The sequence below is a fragment of the Streptomyces sp. NPDC007205 genome, from assembly GCF_040634095.1.
GTDB lineage: Bacteria > Actinomycetota > Actinomycetes > Streptomycetales > Streptomycetaceae > Streptomyces.
The window spans coordinates 1-19887 of record NZ_JBEYEW010000040.1; the positions used below are offsets into that span (position 1 = coordinate 1).

At 69.7% G+C, this 19887-nt stretch carries 13 protein-coding genes, 1 tRNA gene and 1 rRNA gene; 13 read left to right on the forward strand and 2 right to left on the reverse strand.

The window, feature by feature from the left end; translation table 11 throughout:
* The 3 genes from rrf to ABZ624_RS36115 all read left to right on the forward strand — a co-directional run.
* Nucleotides 1-87 (forward strand): 5S ribosomal RNA (gene rrf / locus ABZ624_RS36105); the annotation flags it as partial.
* Nucleotides 88-202: 115 nt separating this feature from the next.
* Nucleotides 203-865, forward strand: coding sequence for a DegT/DnrJ/EryC1/StrS family aminotransferase (locus ABZ624_RS36110; RefSeq protein WP_360098816.1), 663 nt, complete (start codon nucleotides 203-205; stop codon nucleotides 863-865).
* 85 nt (nucleotides 866-950) lie between these two features.
* Nucleotides 951-1026, forward strand: a tRNA-Thr gene (locus ABZ624_RS36115).
* A gap of 50 nt (nucleotides 1027-1076) precedes the next feature.
* Here the strand turns inward: ABZ624_RS36115 and ABZ624_RS36120 are convergent.
* Nucleotides 1077-3836 carry a SpoIIE family protein phosphatase gene (locus ABZ624_RS36120; RefSeq protein ID WP_360098731.1) on the reverse strand — a complete coding sequence of 920 codons (2760 nt, stop codon included), beginning with the start codon at nucleotides 3834-3836 and terminating at the stop codon, nucleotides 1077-1079.
* A gap of 426 nt (nucleotides 3837-4262) precedes the next feature.
* Between ABZ624_RS36120 and ABZ624_RS36125 the strand changes: the two genes are divergently transcribed.
* The 10 genes from ABZ624_RS36125 (at nucleotide 4263) to ABZ624_RS36170 (ending at nucleotide 19124) form a co-directional block, all read left to right on the forward strand.
* Nucleotides 4263-9725 (forward strand): HAMP domain-containing protein, encoded by a 5463-nt coding sequence (locus ABZ624_RS36125; RefSeq protein ID WP_360098733.1) that lies wholly within the window; start codon nucleotides 4263-4265, stop codon nucleotides 9723-9725.
* A gap of 298 nt (nucleotides 9726-10023) precedes the next feature.
* On the forward strand, nucleotides 10024-10704 hold the full coding sequence (locus ABZ624_RS36130) for a response regulator (RefSeq protein ID WP_360098735.1): 681 nt from the start codon (nucleotides 10024-10026) through the stop codon (nucleotides 10702-10704).
* A gap of 124 nt (nucleotides 10705-10828) precedes the next feature.
* Nucleotides 10829-13579 (forward strand): DNA translocase FtsK, encoded by a 2751-nt coding sequence (locus ABZ624_RS36135; protein ID WP_360098737.1) that lies wholly within the window; start codon nucleotides 10829-10831, stop codon nucleotides 13577-13579.
* 288 nt (nucleotides 13580-13867) lie between these two features.
* Complete coding sequence (locus tag ABZ624_RS36140; RefSeq protein WP_360098739.1) at nucleotides 13868-14713, forward strand: RodZ domain-containing protein; 846 nt, start codon at nucleotides 13868-13870, stop codon at nucleotides 14711-14713.
* 95 nt (nucleotides 14714-14808) lie between these two features.
* The gene (gene rimO / locus ABZ624_RS36145; RefSeq protein WP_360098741.1) at nucleotides 14809-16281 is read left to right on the forward strand and encodes a 30S ribosomal protein S12 methylthiotransferase RimO; all 1473 of its coding nucleotides are present in this window, start codon (nucleotides 14809-14811) and stop codon (nucleotides 16279-16281) included.
* Entirely contained in the window at nucleotides 16278-17030 is a 753-nt protein-coding gene (gene pgsA / locus ABZ624_RS36150) for a CDP-diacylglycerol--glycerol-3-phosphate 3-phosphatidyltransferase (protein ID WP_360098743.1), read from the forward strand. The genes rimO and pgsA overlap by 4 nt, the downstream gene beginning before the upstream one ends.
* On the forward strand, nucleotides 17027-17572 hold the full coding sequence (locus ABZ624_RS36155) for a CinA family protein (RefSeq protein ID WP_360098745.1): 546 nt from the start codon (nucleotides 17027-17029) through the stop codon (nucleotides 17570-17572). Before pgsA ends, ABZ624_RS36155 begins: the two co-directional genes overlap by 4 nt.
* Before the next feature lie 109 nt (nucleotides 17573-17681).
* A complete protein-coding gene (locus tag ABZ624_RS36160) occupies nucleotides 17682-18056 on the forward strand; it encodes a helix-turn-helix transcriptional regulator (RefSeq protein WP_030655977.1) in 375 nt (124 codons plus the stop codon).
* A 194-nt stretch (nucleotides 18057-18250) separates the two neighbouring features.
* Complete coding sequence (locus ABZ624_RS36165; RefSeq protein WP_360098818.1) at nucleotides 18251-18721, forward strand: DNA starvation/stationary phase protection protein; 471 nt, start codon at nucleotides 18251-18253, stop codon at nucleotides 18719-18721.
* 124 nt (nucleotides 18722-18845) lie between these two features.
* Complete coding sequence (locus tag ABZ624_RS36170) at nucleotides 18846-19124, forward strand: hypothetical protein (protein ID WP_360098747.1); 279 nt, start codon at nucleotides 18846-18848, stop codon at nucleotides 19122-19124.
* On the opposite strand, the gene ABZ624_RS36175 is transcribed toward ABZ624_RS36170, so the two are convergent.
* Entirely contained in the window at nucleotides 19072-19836 is a 765-nt protein-coding gene (locus ABZ624_RS36175; RefSeq protein ID WP_360098749.1) for an SDR family NAD(P)-dependent oxidoreductase, read from the reverse strand. The two genes, ABZ624_RS36170 and ABZ624_RS36175, sit on opposite strands and share 53 nt — an antisense overlap.
* Nucleotides 19837-19887: the final 51 nt, after the last annotated feature.

Genomic DNA, 19887 nt, shown 5'->3' on the forward strand with positions numbered 1-19887 from the left:
GGTTACATTCCGAACCCGGAAGCTAAGCCTCACAGCGCCGATGGTACTGCAGGGGGGACCCTGTGGGAGAGTAGGACACCGCCGAACAAATCTTGAGAAAGGTCGGATCCTGAACTTCGGTTCAGGGTCCGACCTTTTTATTTTTTCCTTAACGTGTCGTTCACGTCGCGCGCCCAGCATCCAGCGCATGGGAACTGCTGCAATGCTCAGGGCCGCCGGTGTCGGAGTCGGTGACGAGGTCGTCGTGCCGGCCTTCGGGAACGTCGAGGTCGCCGAGGCCGTGACCCTGGCCGGTGCACTCCCGGTGTTCGCCGACATAGACCCGGTGACGTACTGCCTGGACCCCGTCGCTGTCGAGGCGGCCGTAACTCCCCGTACGGCCGCCGTCGTTGTCGTACACCGTTTCGGACGGGGGGCCGATCTGGCGCGGTTGCACGCGATCGGACAGCGGTACGGGCTGCTGGTGCTGGAGCAGGGCGAGTCCGAGGCGCCGTACGACGAGATAGCGCAGCGCAGGGAGCGGGCCGCGTATCTCGATGCCAAGTTGAAGGGCGTACGGACGCCGGACGGCGGTGACGGGCACACCTATCAGCAGTACGTCGTGCGGGTGCCGGGGAACGGCCGGCCGGACCGGGACGCGTTCGCGCTGGCCTTGCGGGCCAAGGGAGTTGAGTGCCGGGCGCCGGTTAAGACGCCCGTGCACCGGCTGCCGGAGTTCCGTCGGTGCGTGTCCCTGCCGGAGACCGAGCTGGCCGCCGACGAGACACTGACACTGCCCGTGGACGCCTCGCTCACCAAGCGGGAGATGCAGCGGATCGTGTCCGCCTGCAATGCCCTTGGGGGCTTGCTTCAGCCTGCCTTCTGAGTGGGTGCCCGAACGAATTTGGGAACTCGGGCCTCCCCGGGGTACAGTTTCTTCGTCGCCGCGAGGGAAACCTCAGAAACGACAGGCCCCTATAGCTCAGTCGGCAGAGCGTCTCCATGGTAAGGAGAAGGTCAACGGTTCGATTCCGTTTGGGGGCTCCAGTAAAAAGGCCCACCCTTCCGGGTGGGCCTTTTTCGTGCTTCCTGTTTCCTCACATGTCCTTGTGGATTCCCGGGACGCGCATCGCCAGAATCGCCATGTCATCCGACGGGGCGTCCGAGGCGAAGCGTTCCACCGCGCGCATGATGCGTGCCGCGACCGCGCCCGCCGTCAGACCCGTGCACGTCGTGAGGACGTCGGCGAGGCCGTCGTCGCCCAGCATGCGTGAGCCCTCACGGCGTTCGGTGACACCGTCCGTGACGCACAGCAGGACGTCGCCCGGGTCGAGGGTGACCGTCTCCTCGTGCAACTCCAGGTCCTCGATCACGCCCAGCAGGGGCTGCGGTTCGGCAGCCGCCGTGACCGTGCCGTCCTGGCGCAGGCGCAGCGGGAGCGGGTGGCCGGCGCAGACCACCTTCAGCTCGGCACTGCCGTCCTCCTGCGGGCGCATCTCGCCGTACAGGAGGGTCAGGAAGCGGCTGCGGTCGCCCTCGTCGAGGATCGCGGAGTTGAGGCGCTGCAGGACGGCGGGGCCGCTCAGGCCCTCGCGGGCCAGCAGGCGCAGGGCGTGCCGGGCGAGGCCGGTGACCGCCGCCGCGTTCGGGCCCGTACCGCACACGTCGCCGATGGCGAAGCCGTAGGCGCCGTTGCCGATCGGGAAGAGGTCGTAGAAGTCACCGCCGACCTCGTTGCCCTCGCCGGCCGCGCGGTAGATGACCTCGACCTCGACGCCGTCGATGTGCGGCGTACCCGGCGGGAGCAGGCTGCGCTGGAGGGCCTGGCTGATGGCCGTGCGCTCCGAGTAGAGACGGGCGTTGTCCAGGGCGAGAGCGGCCCGGCGGGACAGGTCCTCGGCCAGTTCCAGGATCTCCTGGCGGAAGTGTTCGTCGGTCGGCTTGCCGAGGACCAGCATGCCGATGACGCGGTTGCGCGCGACGAGCGGGAGCACGACCGTCTCGCCGCCCACCGCGGAGGCCGTCGCGAGGGTCGGGCCGATGCCCGAGGAGATCTGGTGCGTGGGCCCGCCGGCGAGGCCGAGGCTGCGCATGGAACTGCGCAGGGCGGCCTTGTGGGCGACCTCGCCGGGGGTGGTCCAGACGCGGGCGCCGGGCGTCGGTACCGGATCGGGTGACGGGATCTTCGACAGCAACGACTTGATGCCGTCGATCAGTTCCTCGTCCTCGTGCAGGACGTACGACAGGTACGGCTCCGAGGCCTGGTCGGCGATCGTGTAGACGGCGCACCAGGTGGCCAGGGTGGGGACCGTCATCTGGGCCATCAGGGCCAGCGTCTGGTCGCGGTCCAGGGTGCCGGCCAGCAGGTCGGAGGCCTCGACCAGGAAGCTCAGGGAGCCGCGGCGCAGCCGCTCCAGCTCGCCCAGGCGGGCCGACTCGACGGCCAGGGCGATGCGGTCGGCGGCGAACTGCAGGCGCAGCGCCTCCTCGTTGGAGTACCGGCCGGGTGCCTCGGCGGCGACGCCGAGCGAGCCGGTCAGGCGGCCCTCGACCTTCAGCGGGACCGTGACGACCGAGCGCATGCCCGTGCCGTTCAGCAGCGGTACGGCCCCGGGGACGGATGTGAGGTCGTCGTGGACGGCCGGCATGCGTGCGGAGCCGTAGCGGCCGGGGCCGGCCTCGACGGGCACGCGCGCGAAGCGCTGGCGGGCGGAGGGCAGGCCGGTGGAGGCGCGCACCTCCAGTTCGGTCTCGTCGTCGGTGGCCAGCAGCAGGAACGCGGAGTCCGCGTCGAGCATGTCGCGGGCGCGCTCCACGGTGCGCTGCAGCAGGCCGTCGAGGTCGTCCGGGGCGGGGGAGCCGATGAACACCTCGAACGGGTCGGTGCTCTGGCCGTCGGAGGTCTGGTTCTGGTCGCCGGCCGGGACGCGCGACGGGGTCTGCAGGACGGCGCGTTCGTGGTCGCGGACCAGCAGACAGACGGTGGAGGGTTCGCCGCCCGTGTCGCGGACCCGGAGGTGGGAGGCGTAGACCGGGGCCACACGGCCGTCGGCGCCGCGGATGCCGTAGCTGCCCTCCCAGCGGGAGAGCTGGAGGGCCTCGGCCACGCCGGTGCTGGTGCCCGGGGTGTGCGGCCAGGCCGCGAGTTCGGTGAGGGGCCTGCCGACGACCTCGGCGGCCGCATGGCCGAAGAGTTCCTCTGCGTCCTCGTTCCAGGAGGTGATGGAGCCCTTGCGGTCGATCTGGACGACGGCGACGCGGACCCGGCCGTCGGCCAGCGGGAGGAGGTCCGCGGGCAGGGACGGGCCGGCGGTTCGGGTGCCGACCACGCGTTCGGGCAGGTTGAGCTGGAACCAGACGTTCTTGTGGGTGGGGGTGTAGTCGACGCCCCAGCGGGTGGCCAGGGCCGCGCACAGCTGGAGGCCGCGGCCGCCCTCGCGGTCGGGGCTGCCCATGGTGGACGGCGAGCTCTGGAGGGGGACCTCGCGCTCGGGATAGCGGTCGGAGACCTCGATGCGCACGCCGTCCTCGGTGCGCAGGCACAGGACGTCCGCGTGCGTGCCCGCGTGGACGACGGCGTTCGTCACGAGCTCGCTGGTGAGGACGACGGCGTCGTCGACGATGTCGGCGAAGCCCCAGCCCTGCAGGGTGTCGCGGACGAAGGACCGGGCGGTCGCGACCGATCGCCCGACGGGCTCGAAGGTGGCGGCCGCGCGCGCGGTGATCACAGAACTCCTCGGCCGGTTGTCTACGTGCAGGGCTGCGTGGCCGGCCGGCTCGCTCCGCTGCTGCGGCATCAGCGCGCCCGTCGGCTGTGGCTCCGGGGGCTGTCCCCCGGGGATGACTCCGGTGGTCATGGTCTGCGGCCGCCCCTCCGATGCCCGCTCGTTCTCGTGCCACCGCCCAGGCCGGTCGGACCGGTGCGGCTGGACAGCCGCATGCAAGGTTACTTACCTTCGCCGTCCGAGCGGGTGCCGGTCGCCGGTGTTTACCCCCCAGGGTGTGCGGACGATGTGCGAAGCTGCCGAACTGTTATGGCCTGGTTCGGGCAGGGTGAAACACTGGGCAGGCTTCTGGTGAAGGTCGGGTCGGGCTGCGTGCGTTCCGTGTACGGCGGGCAGCAGCCCCTGGTGTGGCCGGATCTCGTCTGGCAGAACTACGCAGCAGTAACACATACACAGCAGTAACAGGTACGCAGAAGCAACCGGTAGGTCGATGACCGGCACGCCGGGCCGAAGCGGCCGAGCACAGCAGTAACGGTCTACCCCTCCGGGAGGGACACAGTGGAGTCTGGCGCGGCGACGCGTGGCACGAAGACGCGCGCGAAAGGCGGACCGTCCCTGGGCAGGCGCGGCGGCACCACCGAGGTGGACACGGCTGCCCTGAACCGGCTGCTGGCGGCTCTCGTCTCGATGCGTGACGGGAACTTCCGCAAGCGGCTCACCGTCTCCGGGGACGGTGTGATGTCGGAGATTTCGGCCGTCTTCAACGAGGTGGCCGACCGGAACCTGCATCTCACCGGTGAGCTGTCCCGGGTGCGGCGCATGGTGGGGCGTGAGGGAAAACTCACGGAACGGCTGGAGACGGGGGCCTGTGAGGGCTCCTGGGCGTCCGCGATCGACGCCTCCAACGCGCTGGTGGATGATCTCGTCTGGCCGGTCTCGGAGGTCGGCCGGGTGCTCACGGCCGTGGCCGAGGGTGATCTGTCGCCGCGGATGGAGCTGCGGACGCAGGCACCGGACGACGGTACGGGGCATCCGCTGCGCGGCGAGTTCCTGAAGGTCGGCCGTACCGTCAACAACCTGGTCGACCAGTTGTCGACGTTCACGGACGAGGTCACGCGGGTGGCCAGCGAGGTCGGCACCGAGGGCAAGCTCGGCGGTCAGGCCCAGCTGCGCGGTATGTCGGGTTCGTGGAAGGACCTGACCGAGTCCGTCAACACCATGGCCAACCGGCTGACCGCACAGGTGCGTGACATCGCGCTGGTGACGACGGCGGTCGCGCGGGGTGACCTGTCACGCAAGGTCACCGTGCATGTCGCGGGCGAGATGCTGGAGCTGAAGAACACCGTCAACACGATGGTGGAGCAGCTGTCGTCGTTCTCGTCCGAGGTCACGCGGGTGGCCCGTGAGGTGGGCACCGAGGGCATCCTGGGCGGTCAGGCGCAGGTGCCGGGTGTGGCCGGTGTGTGGAAGGAGCTGACCGACTCCGTCAACACGATGGCGGGCAACCTGACCGCGCAGGTCCGTGGGATCTCGCAGGTCACGACCGCGGTCGCCAATGGTGACCTGTCGCGGAAGGTGACGGTTCCGGCGCGCGGCGAGGTGGCGCAGCTCGCCGAGACGATCAACCAGATGACCGAGACGCTGCGGATCTTCGCGGACGAGGTCACGCGCGTCGCGAACGAGGTCGGCGCGGAGGGGCGGCTGGGCGGCCAGGCGAACGTGCCGGGCGCGGCCGGTACGTGGAAGGACCTGACGGACTCCGTCAACACGGTCTTCCGGAACCTGACCACGCAGGTGCGGGACATCGCCACCGTGACGACCGCCGTGGCCAGCGGTGATCTGTCGCAGAAGGTCACGGTCGACGTGGCCGGCGAGATGCTGGAGCTGAAGAACACCGTCAACGGGATGGTGGACCAGCTGTCGGCGTTCGGTGCCGAGGTGACGCGGGTCGCGCGGGAGATCGGGGTCGAGGGCGAGCTGGGCGGTCAGGCGCAGGTGCCGGGCGCGGCCGGTGCCTGGAAGGATCTGACCGACTCCGTCAACACGGCGTTCCGCAACCTCACCGGGCAGGTGCGCAACATCGCCCAGGTGACCACGGCGGTGGCCAACGGCGACCTGTCCCAGAAGGTCACCGTGGACGTCTCCGGCGAGATGCTTCAGCTGAAGAACACCGTGAACACGATGGTGGACCAACTGTCGAGCTTCGCCGACCAGGTGACGCGGATGGCCAGGGACGTGGGTACGGAAGGCCGGCTGGGCGGTCAGGCCCGGGTGGACGGCGTGTCCGGCACGTGGAAGGAGCTGACGGACTCCGTCAACTTCATGGCCGGCAACCTCACCTCCCAGGTGCGGCAGATCGCCCAGGTGACGACGGCCGTGGCGCGCGGTGACCTGTCGCAGAAGATCGATGTTGACGCGCGCGGCGAGATCCTTGAGCTGAAGAACACGATCAACACGATGGTTGATCAGCTGTCCGCCTTCGCCGACCAGGTGACGCGGGTCGCCCGTGACGTGGGTACGGAGGGCCGCCTCGGCGGTCAGGCGCAGGTGCCCGGTGTCGCCGGCGTGTGGCGCGACCTGACCGACTCCGTGAACGGCATGGCCGGCAACCTGACCGCGCAGGTGCGCAACATCGCGCAGGTCGCCACCGCCGTGGCCCGCGGTGACCTCTCCCAGAAGATCACCGTGGACGCGCGCGGGGAGATCCTGGAGCTGAAGAACACCCTGAACACGATGGTGGACCAGCTGTCGTCGTTCGCCGAGGAGGTCACGCGGGTGGCCCGTGAGGTGGGTACGGAGGGCATCCTCGGCGGTCAGGCCGAGGTGCAGGGTGTCTCCGGTACCTGGAAGGACCTCACGCAGTCCGTGAACTTCATGGCGAACAACCTGACGATCCAGGTGCGCAACATCGCCGAGGTCACGACCGGGGTGGCCAAGGGTGACCTGTCGAAGAAGATCACTGTTGACGCGAAGGGCGAGATCCTTGAGCTCGTCACGACGGTCAACACGATGGTCGACCAGCTGTCCAGCTTCGCCGAGCAGGTGACCCGGGTGGCCCGTGAGGTGGGCACCGAGGGCATTCTGGGCGGCCAGGCGCACGTGCCGGGCGTCACCGGTATCTGGAAGGACCTCAGCAACAACGTCAACCTGATGGCCAACAACCTGACCATGCAGGTGCGGAACATCTCGCAGGTCGCCGCGGCGGTCGCCAACGGTGATCTGACGCGTCAGGTCACCATCGAGGCGCGCGGTGAGGTCGCGCAGCTCGCCGACACCATCAACACGATGGTGAAGACGCTGAGCTCGTTCGCCGACCAGGTCACCAAGGTGGCCCGTGAGGTGGGCACGGACGGCATCCTGGGCGGCCAGGCGCACGTGCCGGGGGTGGCCGGCACCTGGAAGGACCTCACCGAGTCCGTGAACCAGATGGCGTCCAACCTGACGGGCCAGGTGCGCAACATCGCCATGGTCACCACGGCCATCGCCAAGGGTGACCTGACGAAGAAGATCGACATTGACGCCCGCGGCGAGATCCTTGAACTGAAGACGACGATCAACACGATGGTCGACCAGCTGTCCAGCTTCGCCGAGGAGGTCACGCGCGTGGCCCGCGAGGTGGGCACGGAAGGACAGCTCGGCGGTCAGGCACGCGTGCGTGACGTCGACGGCACCTGGCGGGACCTCACCGAGTCCGTGAACGAGATGGCCGGGAACCTGACCCGGCAGGTGCGTGCCATCGCGCGCGTGGCGACCGCGGTGACCCGCGGCGACCTGAACCTGAAGATCGACGTGGACGCGTCCGGCGAGATCCAGGAACTGCAGGACTACATCAACAAGATGATCGCCAACCTGCGCGACACCACGATCGCCAACGAGGAGCAGGACTGGCTCAAGGGCAACCTCGCCCGCATCTCCGCGCTGATGCAGGGACGCCGGGACCTGGAGGACGTCGCCTCGCTGATCATGAGCGAGCTGACGCCGGTGGTGTCCGCGCAGCACGGCGCGTTCTTCGTGGCGATGTCCCTCATGGAGGGGCAGGAGCTGAGCGGGGAGGCCGAGGACCGGTACGAGCTGCGCATGCTCGGCTCGTACGGCTACTCGATGGGCTCCATGCCGACGTCGTTCCGGCCGGGGGAGGCGCTGGTCGGTACGGCCGCGCAGGAGAAGCGCACGATCCTGGTGGAGAACGCGCCCAGCGGGTATCTGAGGATCTCCTCCGGGCTCGGCGAGGCGCCGCCGGCGCAGGTCATCGTGCTGCCGGTGCTGTTCGAGGGCAATGTGCTCGGTGTGATCGAGCTCGCCTCCTTCACGCCGTTCACGCAGATCCAGAAGGACTTCCTCAACCAGATCGCCGAGATGATCGCGACCAGCGTCAACACCATCTCGGTCAACACCAAGACCGAGCAGCTGCTCAAGCAGTCGCAGGAGCTGACCGAGCAACTGCGCGAGCGCTCGGCCGAGTTGGAGAACCGGCAGAAGGCGCTGCAGGCCTCCAACGCCGAACTGGAGGAGAAGGCCGAGCTGCTGGCCCGGCAGAACCGCGACATCGAGGTGAAGAACACCGAGATCGAGGAGGCCCGGCAGGTCCTGGAGGAGCGCGCCGAGCAGCTCGCCGTGTCGATGCGCTACAAGAGCGAGTTCCTCGCCAACATGTCGCACGAGCTGCGTACGCCGCTCAACTCGCTGCTGATCCTGGCGAAGCTGCTCGCCGACAACGCCGAGGGCAATCTCTCGCCGAAGCAGGTGGAGTTCGCCGAGACCATCCACGGCGCGGGTTCCGATCTGCTCCAGCTGATCAACGACATCCTCGACCTGTCGAAGGTCGAGGCGGGCAAGATGGACGTCTCACCGACGCGTATCGCGCTCGTGCAGCTCGTGGACTACGTGGAGGCCACCTTCCGGCCGCTGACCGCGGAGAAGGGGCTTGATCTGTCCGTACGGGTCTCCCCGGAGCTGCCGGCGACACTGCACACCGACGAGCAGCGGCTGCTGCAGGTGCTGCGCAACCTGCTGTCGAACGCGGTGAAGTTCACCGACTCCGGGTCGGTGGAGCTGGTGATCAGGCCGGCCGGCGCGGCCGTACCGGTGGGCATCCGGGAGCAGCTGCTGGAGGCCGGCTCGCTGACCGATCCGGACGCGCCGCTGATCGCGTTCTCGGTGACGGACACCGGCATCGGTATCGCCGCCAGCAAGATGCGGGTGATCTTCGAGGCGTTCAAGCAGGCGGACGGCACGACCAGCCGCAAGTACGGCGGCACCGGCCTCGGCCTGTCCATCTCCCGGGAGATCGCACAGCTGCTCGGCGGTGAGATCCACGCGCAGAGCGAACCGGGCCGAGGCTCGACGTTCACGCTGTACCTGCCGCTGCACCCGAGCGAACTGCCGCCGCAGGGCTACCAGCAGTCCGTGCCCCCGCTGGAGGCCGGCGAACTGCTCGCCTCCGAGGCCAGGCAGTCCTTGGAGCTGTCCGCCGTGGAGATCGAGACCCCGGCCGAGGTGATGTCGTACCGCGAGACGCAGAACGGTCCCGCCGCGCTCTTCCGGCGCCGGCGGCGGAGCCTGCCGCAGGATGAGCAGCGGCCCGAGCACCGGGTGGCGGTCCCGGAGCAGGAGAGCGCGGCGCACCTCGCGCGCGGGGTGCGGTTCGGCGGCGAGAAGGTGCTGATCGTCGACGACGACATCCGCAATGTGTTCGCGCTGACCAGCGTCCTGGAGCAGCACGGGCTTTCGGTGCTGTACGCCGAGAACGGCCGTGAGGGCATCGAGGTGCTGGAGCAGCACGACGACGTGGCGGTCGTGCTGATGGACATCATGATGCCGGAGATGGACGGGTACGCGACGACCACGGCGATCCGCAGGATGCCGCAGTTCGCCGGGCTGCCGATCATCGCGCTGACCGCGAAGGCGATGAAGGGCGACCGGGAGAAGGCGATCGAGTCCGGTGCCTCGGACTACGTGACCAAGCCGGTCGACCCGGATCATCTGCTGGCCGTGATGCAGCAGTGGATGGGCGGGGAGTGACACGATCGGCACACCGGGATGTGAACGGCCCGGGAACCCTCGGCGGGTGTCGGGAGTTGCCCACGTGAGGCGACTGCGAACGGACGGCTTAGGGTGGCTGGAGACGTATGGGAACGCGGGATTCCGGGAACCATCCCGGCCCCCGCCCCGTTTTCGGTACGTGCACAGTGACATCGCGGTGACAGGGTGTGGCGACAGGCGGGGTGCGGCTACGATGACCGGCACAAGGACGGGCGGCGAAAGGGAGTCGTCCCCTGGGGCGGCGCCCGGTGTACCGCCGGGGCGAGGAGGGCGGGCCATGGTGCAGAAGGCCAAGATCCTCCTGGTCGATGACCGGCCGGAGAATCTGCTGGCGCTGGAGGCCATCCTCTCTGCGCTCGATCAGACGCTGGTGCGGGCATCGAGCGGGGAGGAAGCGCTCAAAGCACTGCTCACGGACGATTTCGCGGTCATTCTGCTGGACGTCCAGATGCCGGGCATGGACGGGTTCGAGACCGCCGCGCACATCAAGCGGCGCGAGCGGACCCGGGACATCCCGATCATCTTCCTCACGGCGATCAACCACGGCCCGCACCACACCTTCCGCGGCTACGCGGCGGGTGCGGTCGACTACATCTCCAAGCCGTTCGACCCGTGGGTGCTGCGCGCGAAGGTCTCGGTGTTCGTCGAGCTGTACATGAAGAACTGCCAGCTGCGCGAGCAGGCGGCACTGTTGCGGCTGCAGTTGGAGGGCGGCGGCAAGGGCGCGGTCGGCGGCAAGGAGTCCGCCGGGCTGCTGGCCGAGCTGTCCGCGCGGCTCGCGGCCGTCGAGGAGCAGGCCGAGGCGCTGTCCAAGCAGCTGGACGACGATTCGGCGGACGCGGCCGCGGTGGCCACGGCCGCCCACCTGGAGCGCAAACTCACCGGGTTGCGGCGCGCGCTCGACGCCCTGGAGCCGGGCACCGGCACCGGCAGTTCGTCGGTGCCGGCGCAGAACTGACATACGCCCGGGCGGCGGTTGCCCATGAGCGCTCGTCAGTTCCGCGCCCCGGCAAGGGCGACACGAACGGGTGAAGCTGTGGGCACACGTGTCCGCTGTGGTCTCCCCCGGTAACCTCACACCCATGGCCTCACGTCCCTCCGCAGCCAAGAAGCAGCCCGCCAAGAAGGCGGCTGCTCCCGCGAAGGCTCCGGCGAAGAAGGCCGCAGCGAAAAAGGCCGCAGCAAAGAAGGCTCCGGCCAAGAAGGCGCCCGCGAAGAGGGCCCCGGCCAAGAAGGCGGCGCCGAAGCCGGCACCGAGCCCCACCGGGGGCGTGTACCGGCTCGTGCGCGCCCTCTGGCTGGGCCTCGCGCACGCCGTCGGCGCCGTCTTCCGCGGCATAGGGCAGGGCGCGAAGAACCTCGATCCGGCCCACCGCAAGGACGGCATCGCGCTGTTGCTGTTCGGCATCGCGCTGATCGTCGCCGCCGGCACCTGGGCCGATCTGAAGGGCCCCGTCGGGGACCTGGTGGAGATCCTCGTCACCGGTGCCTTCGGGCGGCTCGACCTGCTGGTGCCGATACTGCTCGCGGTGATCGCCGTACGGTTCATCCGGCACCCGGAGCAGCCGGAGGCCAACGGCCGGATCGTGATCGGCCTGTCCGCGCTCGTCATCGGCGTGCTGGGCCAGGTCCACATCGCCTGCGGCTCGCCCGCGCGCAGCGACGGCATGCAGGCGATAAGGGACGCGGGCGGCCTCATCGGCTGGGCGGCGGCCACCCCGCTGACGTACACCATGACCGACATGCTGGCCGTACCCCTGCTGGTGCTGCTGACGATCTTCGGTCTGCTCGTGGTGACCGCCACCCCGGTCAACGCCATCCCCCAGCGGCTGCGGGCGCTCGGCGTACGCCTGGGCGTGCTGCACGACCACGAGGCGCTGGAGTACACCGAGGACGACGCGCACTACGACGAGCAGTGGCGCGAGGCGCTGCCCGCGCGCCCCCGCAAGCGCTCGGCCGCCCCCCGGGCGTACGACCCGGGCGGTGCCGAGGAGGAGGCGCTCTCGCAGCGCCGCGGCCGCCCCAGGCGCTCCGCGGTGCCCCAGCCGGATCCGCGGCGGCAGATGGACGCCGTGGACGTGGCGGCGGCCGCCGCCGCAGCCCTCGACGGCGCGGTGCTGCACGGCATGCCGCCCTCCCCGCTGGTCGCCGACCTCACCCAGGGCGTCAGCGTCGGCGACCGCGAGGAGACCACGCCGGTGCCCGCGCCGGCGCCGGAACCCGCGCCCTCGCCGGTCCCGGCGGCGCTCCCGAAGCAGGAGAAACCCCAGCCAGGAATCGTCCCCGACCTGACCAAGAAGGCCCCCGACGCGCCGCGCGACCTGCCGCCGCGGGCGGAGCAGCTCCAGCTGTCCGGGGACATCACCTACGCACTGCCGTCGCTGGACCTCCTCACCCGCGGCGGTCCCGGCAAGGCGCGCAGCGAGGCCAACGACGCGGTCGTCGCCTCGCTCACCCAGGTCTTCACCGAGTTCAAGGTCGACGCCGCCGTCACCGGCTTCACGCGCGGCCCGACGGTCACCCGCTACGAGGTCGAGCTCGGCCCCGCCGTGAAGGTCGAGCGCATCACCGCGCTGACCAAGAACATCGCGTACGCCGTCGCCAGTCCCGACGTGCGGATCATCAGCCCCATCCCCGGCAAGTCCGCGGTGGGCATCGAGATCCCGAACACCGACCGCGAGATGGTCAACCTCGGCGACGTGCTGCGTCTCGCGGAGTCCGCCGAGGACGACGACCCGATGCTGGTCGCCTTCGGCAAGGACGTCGAGGGCGGGTACGTGATGCACTCGCTGGCGAAGATGCCGCACATGCTGGTCGCCGGTGCCACCGGTTCCGGCAAGTCGTCCTGCATCAACTGCCTGATCACCTCGGTCATGATGCGGGCGACCCCGGAGGACGTCCGGATGATCCTGGTAGATCCCAAGCGCGTCGAGCTGACCGCCTACGAGGGCATCCCGCACCTGATCACGCCGATCATCACCAACCCCAAGCGGGCCGCCGAGGCGCTGCAGTGGGTCGTACGCGAGATGGACCTGCGCTACGACGACCTCGCGGCCTACGGCTACCGGCACATCGACGACTTCAACCAGGCCGTCCGCGAGGGCAAGGTCAAGCCGCCGGAGGGCAGCGAGCGGGAGCTGCAGCCGTACCCGTACCTCCTGGTGATCGTGGACGAGCTGGCCGACCTGATGATGGTCGCCCCGCGCGACGTCGAGGACGCGATCGTGCGCATCACGCAGCTCGCGCGCGCGGCCGGCATCCACCTGGTGCTCGCCACCCAGCGGCCCTCCGTGGACGTCGTGACGGGTCTCATCAAGGCCAACGTGCCCTCCCGGCTGGCCTTCGCCACCTCCTCGCTCGCCGACTCCCGGGTCATCCTCGACCAGCCCGGTGCCGAGAAGCTCATCGGCAAGGGCGACGGCCTGTTCCTGCCGATGGGCGCGAACAAGCCCACCCGTATGCAGGGCGCGTTCGTCACCGAGGCCGAGGTCGCGGTCGTCGTCCAGCACTGCAAGGACCAGATGGCGCCCGTCTTCCGCGACGACGTCACGGTCGGCACCAAACAGAAGAAGGAGATCGACGAGGACATCGGCGACGACCTCGACCTGCTGTGCCAGGCGGCCGAGCTGGTCGTCTCCACGCAGTTCGGGTCGACCTCCATGCTCCAGCGCAAGCTGCGGGTCGGCTTCGCCAAGGCCGGGCGGCTCATGGACCTCATGGAGTCCCGCAACATCGTGGGACCGAGCGAGGGCTCCAAGGCGCGTGACGTTCTGGTGAAGCCTGACGACCTGGACGGCGTGCTCGCCGTGATCCGCGGGGAGTCCGGGGAGTAGGAGGAGCAGGGCGAAGGGCCGTCCGGCGGACGCCGCGTACGCCGGGTGGCCGGATCGCCGTGACCCACCTGTTAGAGAACGGCGAGCAACCGTTTCCCTTTGTCGTACGTCCAGTTGAGCGAGAGGACAGGTAGTAGTCCCATCATGGGGTATCTGCCTGTCAAGCCCTCGGTGCGTCCGGCCGTTCCGATGGCGTACAAAGTCCCACCGCCCGGTTGCCCCACCCTTTCGTCCCACCCCTAGACTGAGCTTCCAGCACAGGTGGCTACACGCTCGAAAGGCGCCCCCGTGTCCATCGGCAACTCCCCTGAAGACGAGCGTCCGTTCCCCGACGAGTCCCGGGAGGCCCGTGTCTCCGTGGGCCGTGCCCTGCAGCAGGCGCGGATCGCGGCCGGGCTCACCGTGGACGACGTCAGCAGCGCCACTCGTGTCCGTATCGCCATCGTGCACGCCATCGAGGCGGACGAGTTCGGCCCGTGCGGCGGCGATGTCTACGCCCGCGGGCACATCCGCACGCTGGCCAGGGCCGTGCGCCTCGATCCCGCCCCCTTGATCGCCCAGTTCGACGCCGAGCACGGCGGCCGTCCCGCGCCCACCCCGGCCGCACCCCTGTTCGAGGCGGAGCGCATCCGGCCCGAGCGGCGCGGCCCGAACTGGACGGCGGCCATGGTCGCCGCGATCGTCGTCGTGATCGGTTTCGTCGGCTTCACCGCGGTCAGGGGCGGCGGCTCCGGAAACGATGCGAAGTCGCAGGTCGCCGAGGGCAGTGGTACACCCGCCGCGAGCAGGCCCGCCTCGCCCACGCCGAAGAAGGGCAAGCCCGCCGCGCCGAGCACCGAGCCCTCCGACAGCGCCATCGCCGCCGCGCCCCAGGACAAGGTGACCGTCCAGGTCAGTGCGCCGGGCGGACGCAGCTGGATCTCGGCCAAGGACCACAACGGCCGGATGCTCTTCGACGGACTGCTGAAAAAAGGCCAGTCCAAGACCTTCCAGGACAGCTCCAAGATCAACCTGATCCTCGGTGACGCCGGCGCGATCGAGCTGTACGTCAACGGCAAGAAGATCGACGACAACTTCCAGCCGGGCGCGGTGGAACGCCTGACCTACACCAAGGGCGACCCCGTCGCGGGCTAGACGGCCCTTCGGAAAGAGCGTGTGTGACGGGGTTGGCCAAGATCGGCCAACCCCGTCGACGTGGGCTGTCGGTGAGACGAAGTAGTCTTGAGCCCATGCCTGAACGCCGTACCGTCGCCCTCGTCACTCTTGGCTGCGCCCGTAACGAGGTGGACTCCGAGGAGCTCGCAGGCCGTTTGGAGGCGGACGGCTGGCAGCTCGTGGAGGACGCCGCGGACGCCGACGTCGCCGTGGTCAACACCTGTGGCTTCGTCGAGGCCGCGAAGAAGGACTCCGTCGACGCCCTCCTGGAGGCCAACGACCTCAAGGATCATGGCAGAACCCAGGCCGTCGTGGCGGTGGGCTGCATGGCCGAGCGGTACGGCAAGGAGCTGGCCGAGGCGCTGCCCGAGGCCGACGGCGTGCTCGGCTTCGACGACTACGCGGACATCTCCGACCGCCTGCAGACCATCCTGTCCGGCGGCGTCCACGCCTCCCACACCCCGCGCGACCGCCGCAAGCTGCTCCCGATCAGCCCGGCAGAGCGGCAGGAGTCGGCCGCCGCCGTCGCGCTGCCCGGCCACGGCCCGGCCGACCTCCCGGAGGGCGTCGCGCCCGCCTCCGGTCCGCGCGCGCCCCTGCGCCGCCGCCTGGACGGCTCCCCGGTCGCCTCGGTGAAGCTCGCCTCCGGCTGTGACCGCCGCTGCTCCTTCTGCGCCATCCCGTCCTTCCGCGGCTCCTTCATCTCCCGCCGCCCCAGCGATGTGCTGAACGAGACCCGCTGGCTGGCCGAGCAGGGTGCGAAGGAGATCATGCTCGTCTCCGAGAACAACACCTCCTACGGCAAGGACCTGGGCGACATCCGCCTGCTGGAGTCCCTGCTGCCCGAGCTGGCCGAGGTCGACGGCATCGAGCGGGTGCGGGTGAGCTACCTGCAGCCGGCCGAGATGCGCCCCGGCCTGATCGACGTGCTGACCTCCACCCCGAAGGTCGCCCCGTACTTCGACCTGTCCTTCCAGCACTCCGCGCCCGACGTGCTGCGCGCCATGCGCCGCTTCGGCGACACCGACCGCTTCCTGGAACTGCTCGACACGATCCGCTCCAAGGCCCCCCAGGCCGGCGTGCGCTCCAACTTCATCGTCGGCTTCCCCGGCGAGAGCGAGGCGGACCTGGCCGAGCTGGAGCGCTTCCTGACCGGCGCTCGCCTGGACGCCATCGGCGTCTTCGGCTACTCCGACGAGGAGGGCACGGAAGCGGCCACGTACGACGACAAGCTCGACGAGGACGTCGTCGCCGAGCGCCTTGCGCGGGTGTCCCGGCTGGCCGAGGAACTGGTCTCGCAGCGTGCCGAGGAGCGCGTCGGCGACACGGTGCGCGTCCTGGTCGAGTCCGTCGACGAGGAAGAGGGCGTGTACGGCCGCGCCGCACACCAGGCGCCCGAGACCGACGGCCAGGTGCTCCTCACGAGCGGCGAGGGCCTGAGCGTCGGACGTATGGTCGAAGCAAAGGTGGTCGGTACGGAAGGTGTCGACCTGGTGGCCGAGCCGCTGACCGGCTCGCCCGCGTGTCGTGAGGAGGCGGGCAGATGACCGGAGTCCCGGCATCCGCCGCGGGCGGCTCCTCCGGCGCGCACGGCGCCCGGGGGCCCGCTGCCGACGGCGCCGCGTCCGAGGTCTCCGGTTCTGCTTCAGGTCCCGAGGGCGGTGGCAGGCCGCCGCGCGGCGGGAAGATCGCGGCCGCGGCCGTCAACCAGGCCAGCGTCTGGAACGTCGCCAACCTGCTGACCATGCTCCGGCTGGTCCTCGTGCCCGGCTTCGTGGCGCTGATGCTGGCGAACGGCGGCTACGACCCGGCCTGGCGCTCGCTGGCCTGGGCGGCCTTCGCCATCGCCATGATCACCGACCTGTTCGACGGGCATCTCGCGCGCACCTACAACCTGGTCACCGACTTCGGGAAGATCGCCGACCCCATCGCCGACAAGGCCATCATGGGGGCGGCGCTCATCTGTCTGTCGGGCCTGGGCGATCTGCCATGGTGGGTGACGGGCGTGATCCTCGGCCGGGAACTCGGCATCACGCTGCTGCGTTTTCTGGTCATTCGCTACGGCGTGATCCCGGCCAGCCGTGGGGGCAAGCTCAAGACCCTCACCCAGGGGGTGGCGGTCGGGATGTACGTCCTGCCCCTGACGGGATGGCTGGCCACTCTGAGGTTCTGGGTGATGGCCGCGGCCGTCGTCCTCACCGTCGTCACCGGCCTCGACTACGTAAGACAAGCCATTGTGCTGCGCCGAAAGGGAATCGCCGAGCGCGCGGCAGCGTTGGAGGAGAAGGAAGCGTGAGCTCACAGGCCACCGAACTGGTGCGACTACTGACCGTGAGGGGCGAGACCCTCGCCGTCGCCGAGTCGCTCACCGGTGGTCTGGTGGCGGCGGAGATCACTTCGGTCCCCGGAGCGTCCAAGGTGTTCCGGGGTTCGGTCACCGCCTACGCCACAGAGCTGAAGCATGAACTGCTGGGTGTCGACGCCACCCTGCTGGCGCAGCGAGGAGCGGTGGATCCGCAGGTCGCAGGCCAGATGGCAGCCGGCGTACGGAAGACTCTGGGCGCTGACTGGGGCGTCGCCACCACCGGAGTCGCCGGCCCCGAGCCCCAGGACGGCAAGCCCGTCGGGACGGTCTTCGTGGGCATCGACGGGCCCCTCACGAACGGCCTCGGTTCTGCCGGTGGCGGAAAAGTGGAGGCCCTGCGGTTGAACGGCAGCCGCGCGGAAATTCGTATGGAGAGTGTACGGAGCGTACTCGCACTGCTTCTGAGAGAGCTTGCAGGCGAACAGACCGGGAATGAGCGGGCACAGGATACGGAACGGAACGGGGGGTTTTGATGTTTGCAGCCCTGAGTGAACACGACATCGCTCCCCGCACGGCCGCGGCGCAAGGCGGTACGGTGGGGCGAGAAGGATGCGGCTACGCGGTCCGAGGAGGGAGCCACCGATGATTCTGCTCCGTCGCCTGCTGGGTGACGTGCTGCGTCGGCAGCGCCAACGCCAGGGCCGTACTCTGCGCGAAGTCTCCTCGTCCGCCCGAGTCTCACTCGGCTATCTCTCCGAGGTGGAGCGGGGGCAGAAGGAGGCTTCCTCCGAGCTGCTCTCCGCCATCTGCGACGCGCTGGACGTACGGATGTCGGAACTCATGCGGGAAGTGAGCGACGAGCTGGCGCTCGCCGAACTGGCCCAGTCCGCTCGGGCCACCGAGCCCGTGCCCACGCCGGTCCGTCCGATGCTGGGTTCGGTGTCGGTGACCGGTGTGCCGCCGGAACGGGTGACCATCAAGGCGCCCGCCGAAGCGGTGGACGTGGTCGCCGCGTGACGTACGCGTGCGCGGTCTAGCGAACGTTTGAGGCCCCAGCCGGGCTTCTCGGGACGAACCCGGGGAGCGTGGCCGGGGCTTTCGTTGTACCGACCATATGTGCGATGTCTGTCACTTTTTCTCCCGTTTGCCGGGCTCGGTCCATGCGGTCATGGTGGAGGGACGTGACGGCGCAGAAGGACCGGAGGACGCGGATGTACGTCGTGAAGAGCCAGTTGGCCGACGCGGATCTGAAGACGGTGGCCGAGGCGCTGCAGGGCGCCCTCGTCGACCTGGTGGATCTCTCGCTGGTCGCCAAGCAGATCCACTGGAACGTCGTCGGGCCCCGCTTCCGCTCCATCCACCTCCAGCTCGACGAAGTCGTCGCCTCGGCGCGCACCCACTCCGACACCGTGGCCGAGCGGGCCTCCGCCCTGGGCGTGCCACCCGACGGGCGCGCCGCCACGGTGTCCTCCAGCAGCGGTATCAAGACCACCCCGGCGGGCTGGATCAAGGACACGGACGCCGTCGGGACCATGGTGGACGCGCTGGGCGCCGTGATCACCCGGATGAGGGAGCGCGTGGGCGCGACGGGGGAGCCGGATCCGGTGTCCCAGGACATCTTCATCGGGATCACCGCTGATCTGGAGAAGCACCACTGGATGTTCCAGGCGGAGAACGCGTAAGCGGCCCGGCACGGATGAGGCGCCCCCGGACAGGCTGCTGTCGCCGCTGCATCCGTGAGCCCTCGGTGCGCCTTCCGCGCGGCCGGTGCGGCGGTCTAGCGTCCGGCGGGAGGTGGTGGCGGGCATGGTGGGACGGATAGTGCGCCGGGTGGCCGTCCTGGCGCTGGGGGCTGTGTGGTGGTGGGCGGTGCTGCGGATCACCCTGGGGCACGGCGCGGGCGTTCTGGAAGGCGCCGTCGCCGCCGGCGGGTGGGGGGTGAGTCTGCTGCCGGTGCACTGTGTGCCCAAGGGGCAGGCGGCCGACGTGTTCCCGGCGGGGCGCTGGGTGGCCGCCTGGCGGACGGGCGGCGCTACCAGGGCATCGCCACACCCCCGTTCGGGCGAAGTATCTGACCGGTCGTGAACGCCGAGGCGTCCGACGCCAGGTACAGCACCGCGTGAGCGACGTCCTCCGGCTCGCCGACCCGGCCCAGTGGTGACATCCGGGCCATCACGCCCTCGGTGTGCGCCTGTGCCTCGCGGTCGTGCCGGTCGGTCATCGGGGTGCGGATCCAGCCCGGTGCGATCGCATTGACCCGGATGCCGTGCCGTCCGACCTCGGTGGCCAGCGTCTTGGTCAGCTGGACCACGGCCGCCTTCGCCGCGCCGTAGCAGAGCAGTCCGGGGCCGCCGGTGTCGACCGCGCCGGACGCCATGGTCACGATGCTGCCCCGCATGGCACGGGCCAGCATCAGACGGGCCGCCTCCTGGCAGGCGTACAGGACGCCCTTGAAGTTGACGTTCAGTACCCGGTCGAGATCCTCGTCGCGGGTCTCCAGCACGGGGCTGCTGTGCATGATCCCGGCGATCGCCGCCATCACGTCCAGACGCTCGCAGCAGCGGACCGCCTCGGCCAGGGCCGCCCGGTCGGTGACGTCCAGGACATGCGTACGGGCCGTACCGCCGCGTTTCTCGATCAGCTCCGCCGTGCCGTGCAGACCGTCCGCGTCCCGGTCGGCACAGTGCACCGCCGCGCCCGCCTCGGCGAGCAGGACGGCGGAGGCCCGGCCGATCCCGCCGGCGGCTCCGGTGACGAAGGCGGTGCGGCCGGTGAGGTCGTACGGGATGAGGGGCATGCAAGGACCGTACGAGCTTATCTGACGGGTCGTCAATTACTCGGATCCGGT

Coding starts and splice junctions, on each gene's coding strand:
- ABZ624_RS36135 (WP_360098737.1), top strand. CDS start 10,829: ATGGCCTCACGTCCCTCCGCAGCCAAGAAGCAGCCCGCCAAGAAGGCG.
- ABZ624_RS36170 (WP_360098747.1), top strand. CDS start 18,846: ATGGTGGGACGGATAGTGCGCCGGGTGGCCGTCCTGGCGCTGGGGGCT.
- ABZ624_RS36130 (WP_360098735.1), top strand. CDS start 10,024: ATGGTGCAGAAGGCCAAGATCCTCCTGGTCGATGACCGGCCGGAGAAT.
- rimO (WP_360098741.1), top strand. CDS start 14,809: ATGCCTGAACGCCGTACCGTCGCCCTCGTCACTCTTGGCTGCGCCCGT.
- ABZ624_RS36120 (WP_360098731.1), bottom strand. CDS start 3,836: ATGACCACCGGAGTCATCCCCGGGGGACAGCCCCCGGAGCCACAGCCG.
- ABZ624_RS36110 (WP_360098816.1), top strand. CDS start 203: ATGCTCAGGGCCGCCGGTGTCGGAGTCGGTGACGAGGTCGTCGTGCCG.
- pgsA (WP_360098743.1), top strand. CDS start 16,278: ATGACCGGAGTCCCGGCATCCGCCGCGGGCGGCTCCTCCGGCGCGCAC.
- ABZ624_RS36175 (WP_360098749.1), bottom strand. CDS start 19,836: ATGCCCCTCATCCCGTACGACCTCACCGGCCGCACCGCCTTCGTCACC.
- ABZ624_RS36165 (WP_360098818.1), top strand. CDS start 18,251: ATGTACGTCGTGAAGAGCCAGTTGGCCGACGCGGATCTGAAGACGGTG.
- ABZ624_RS36160 (WP_030655977.1), top strand. CDS start 17,682: ATGATTCTGCTCCGTCGCCTGCTGGGTGACGTGCTGCGTCGGCAGCGC.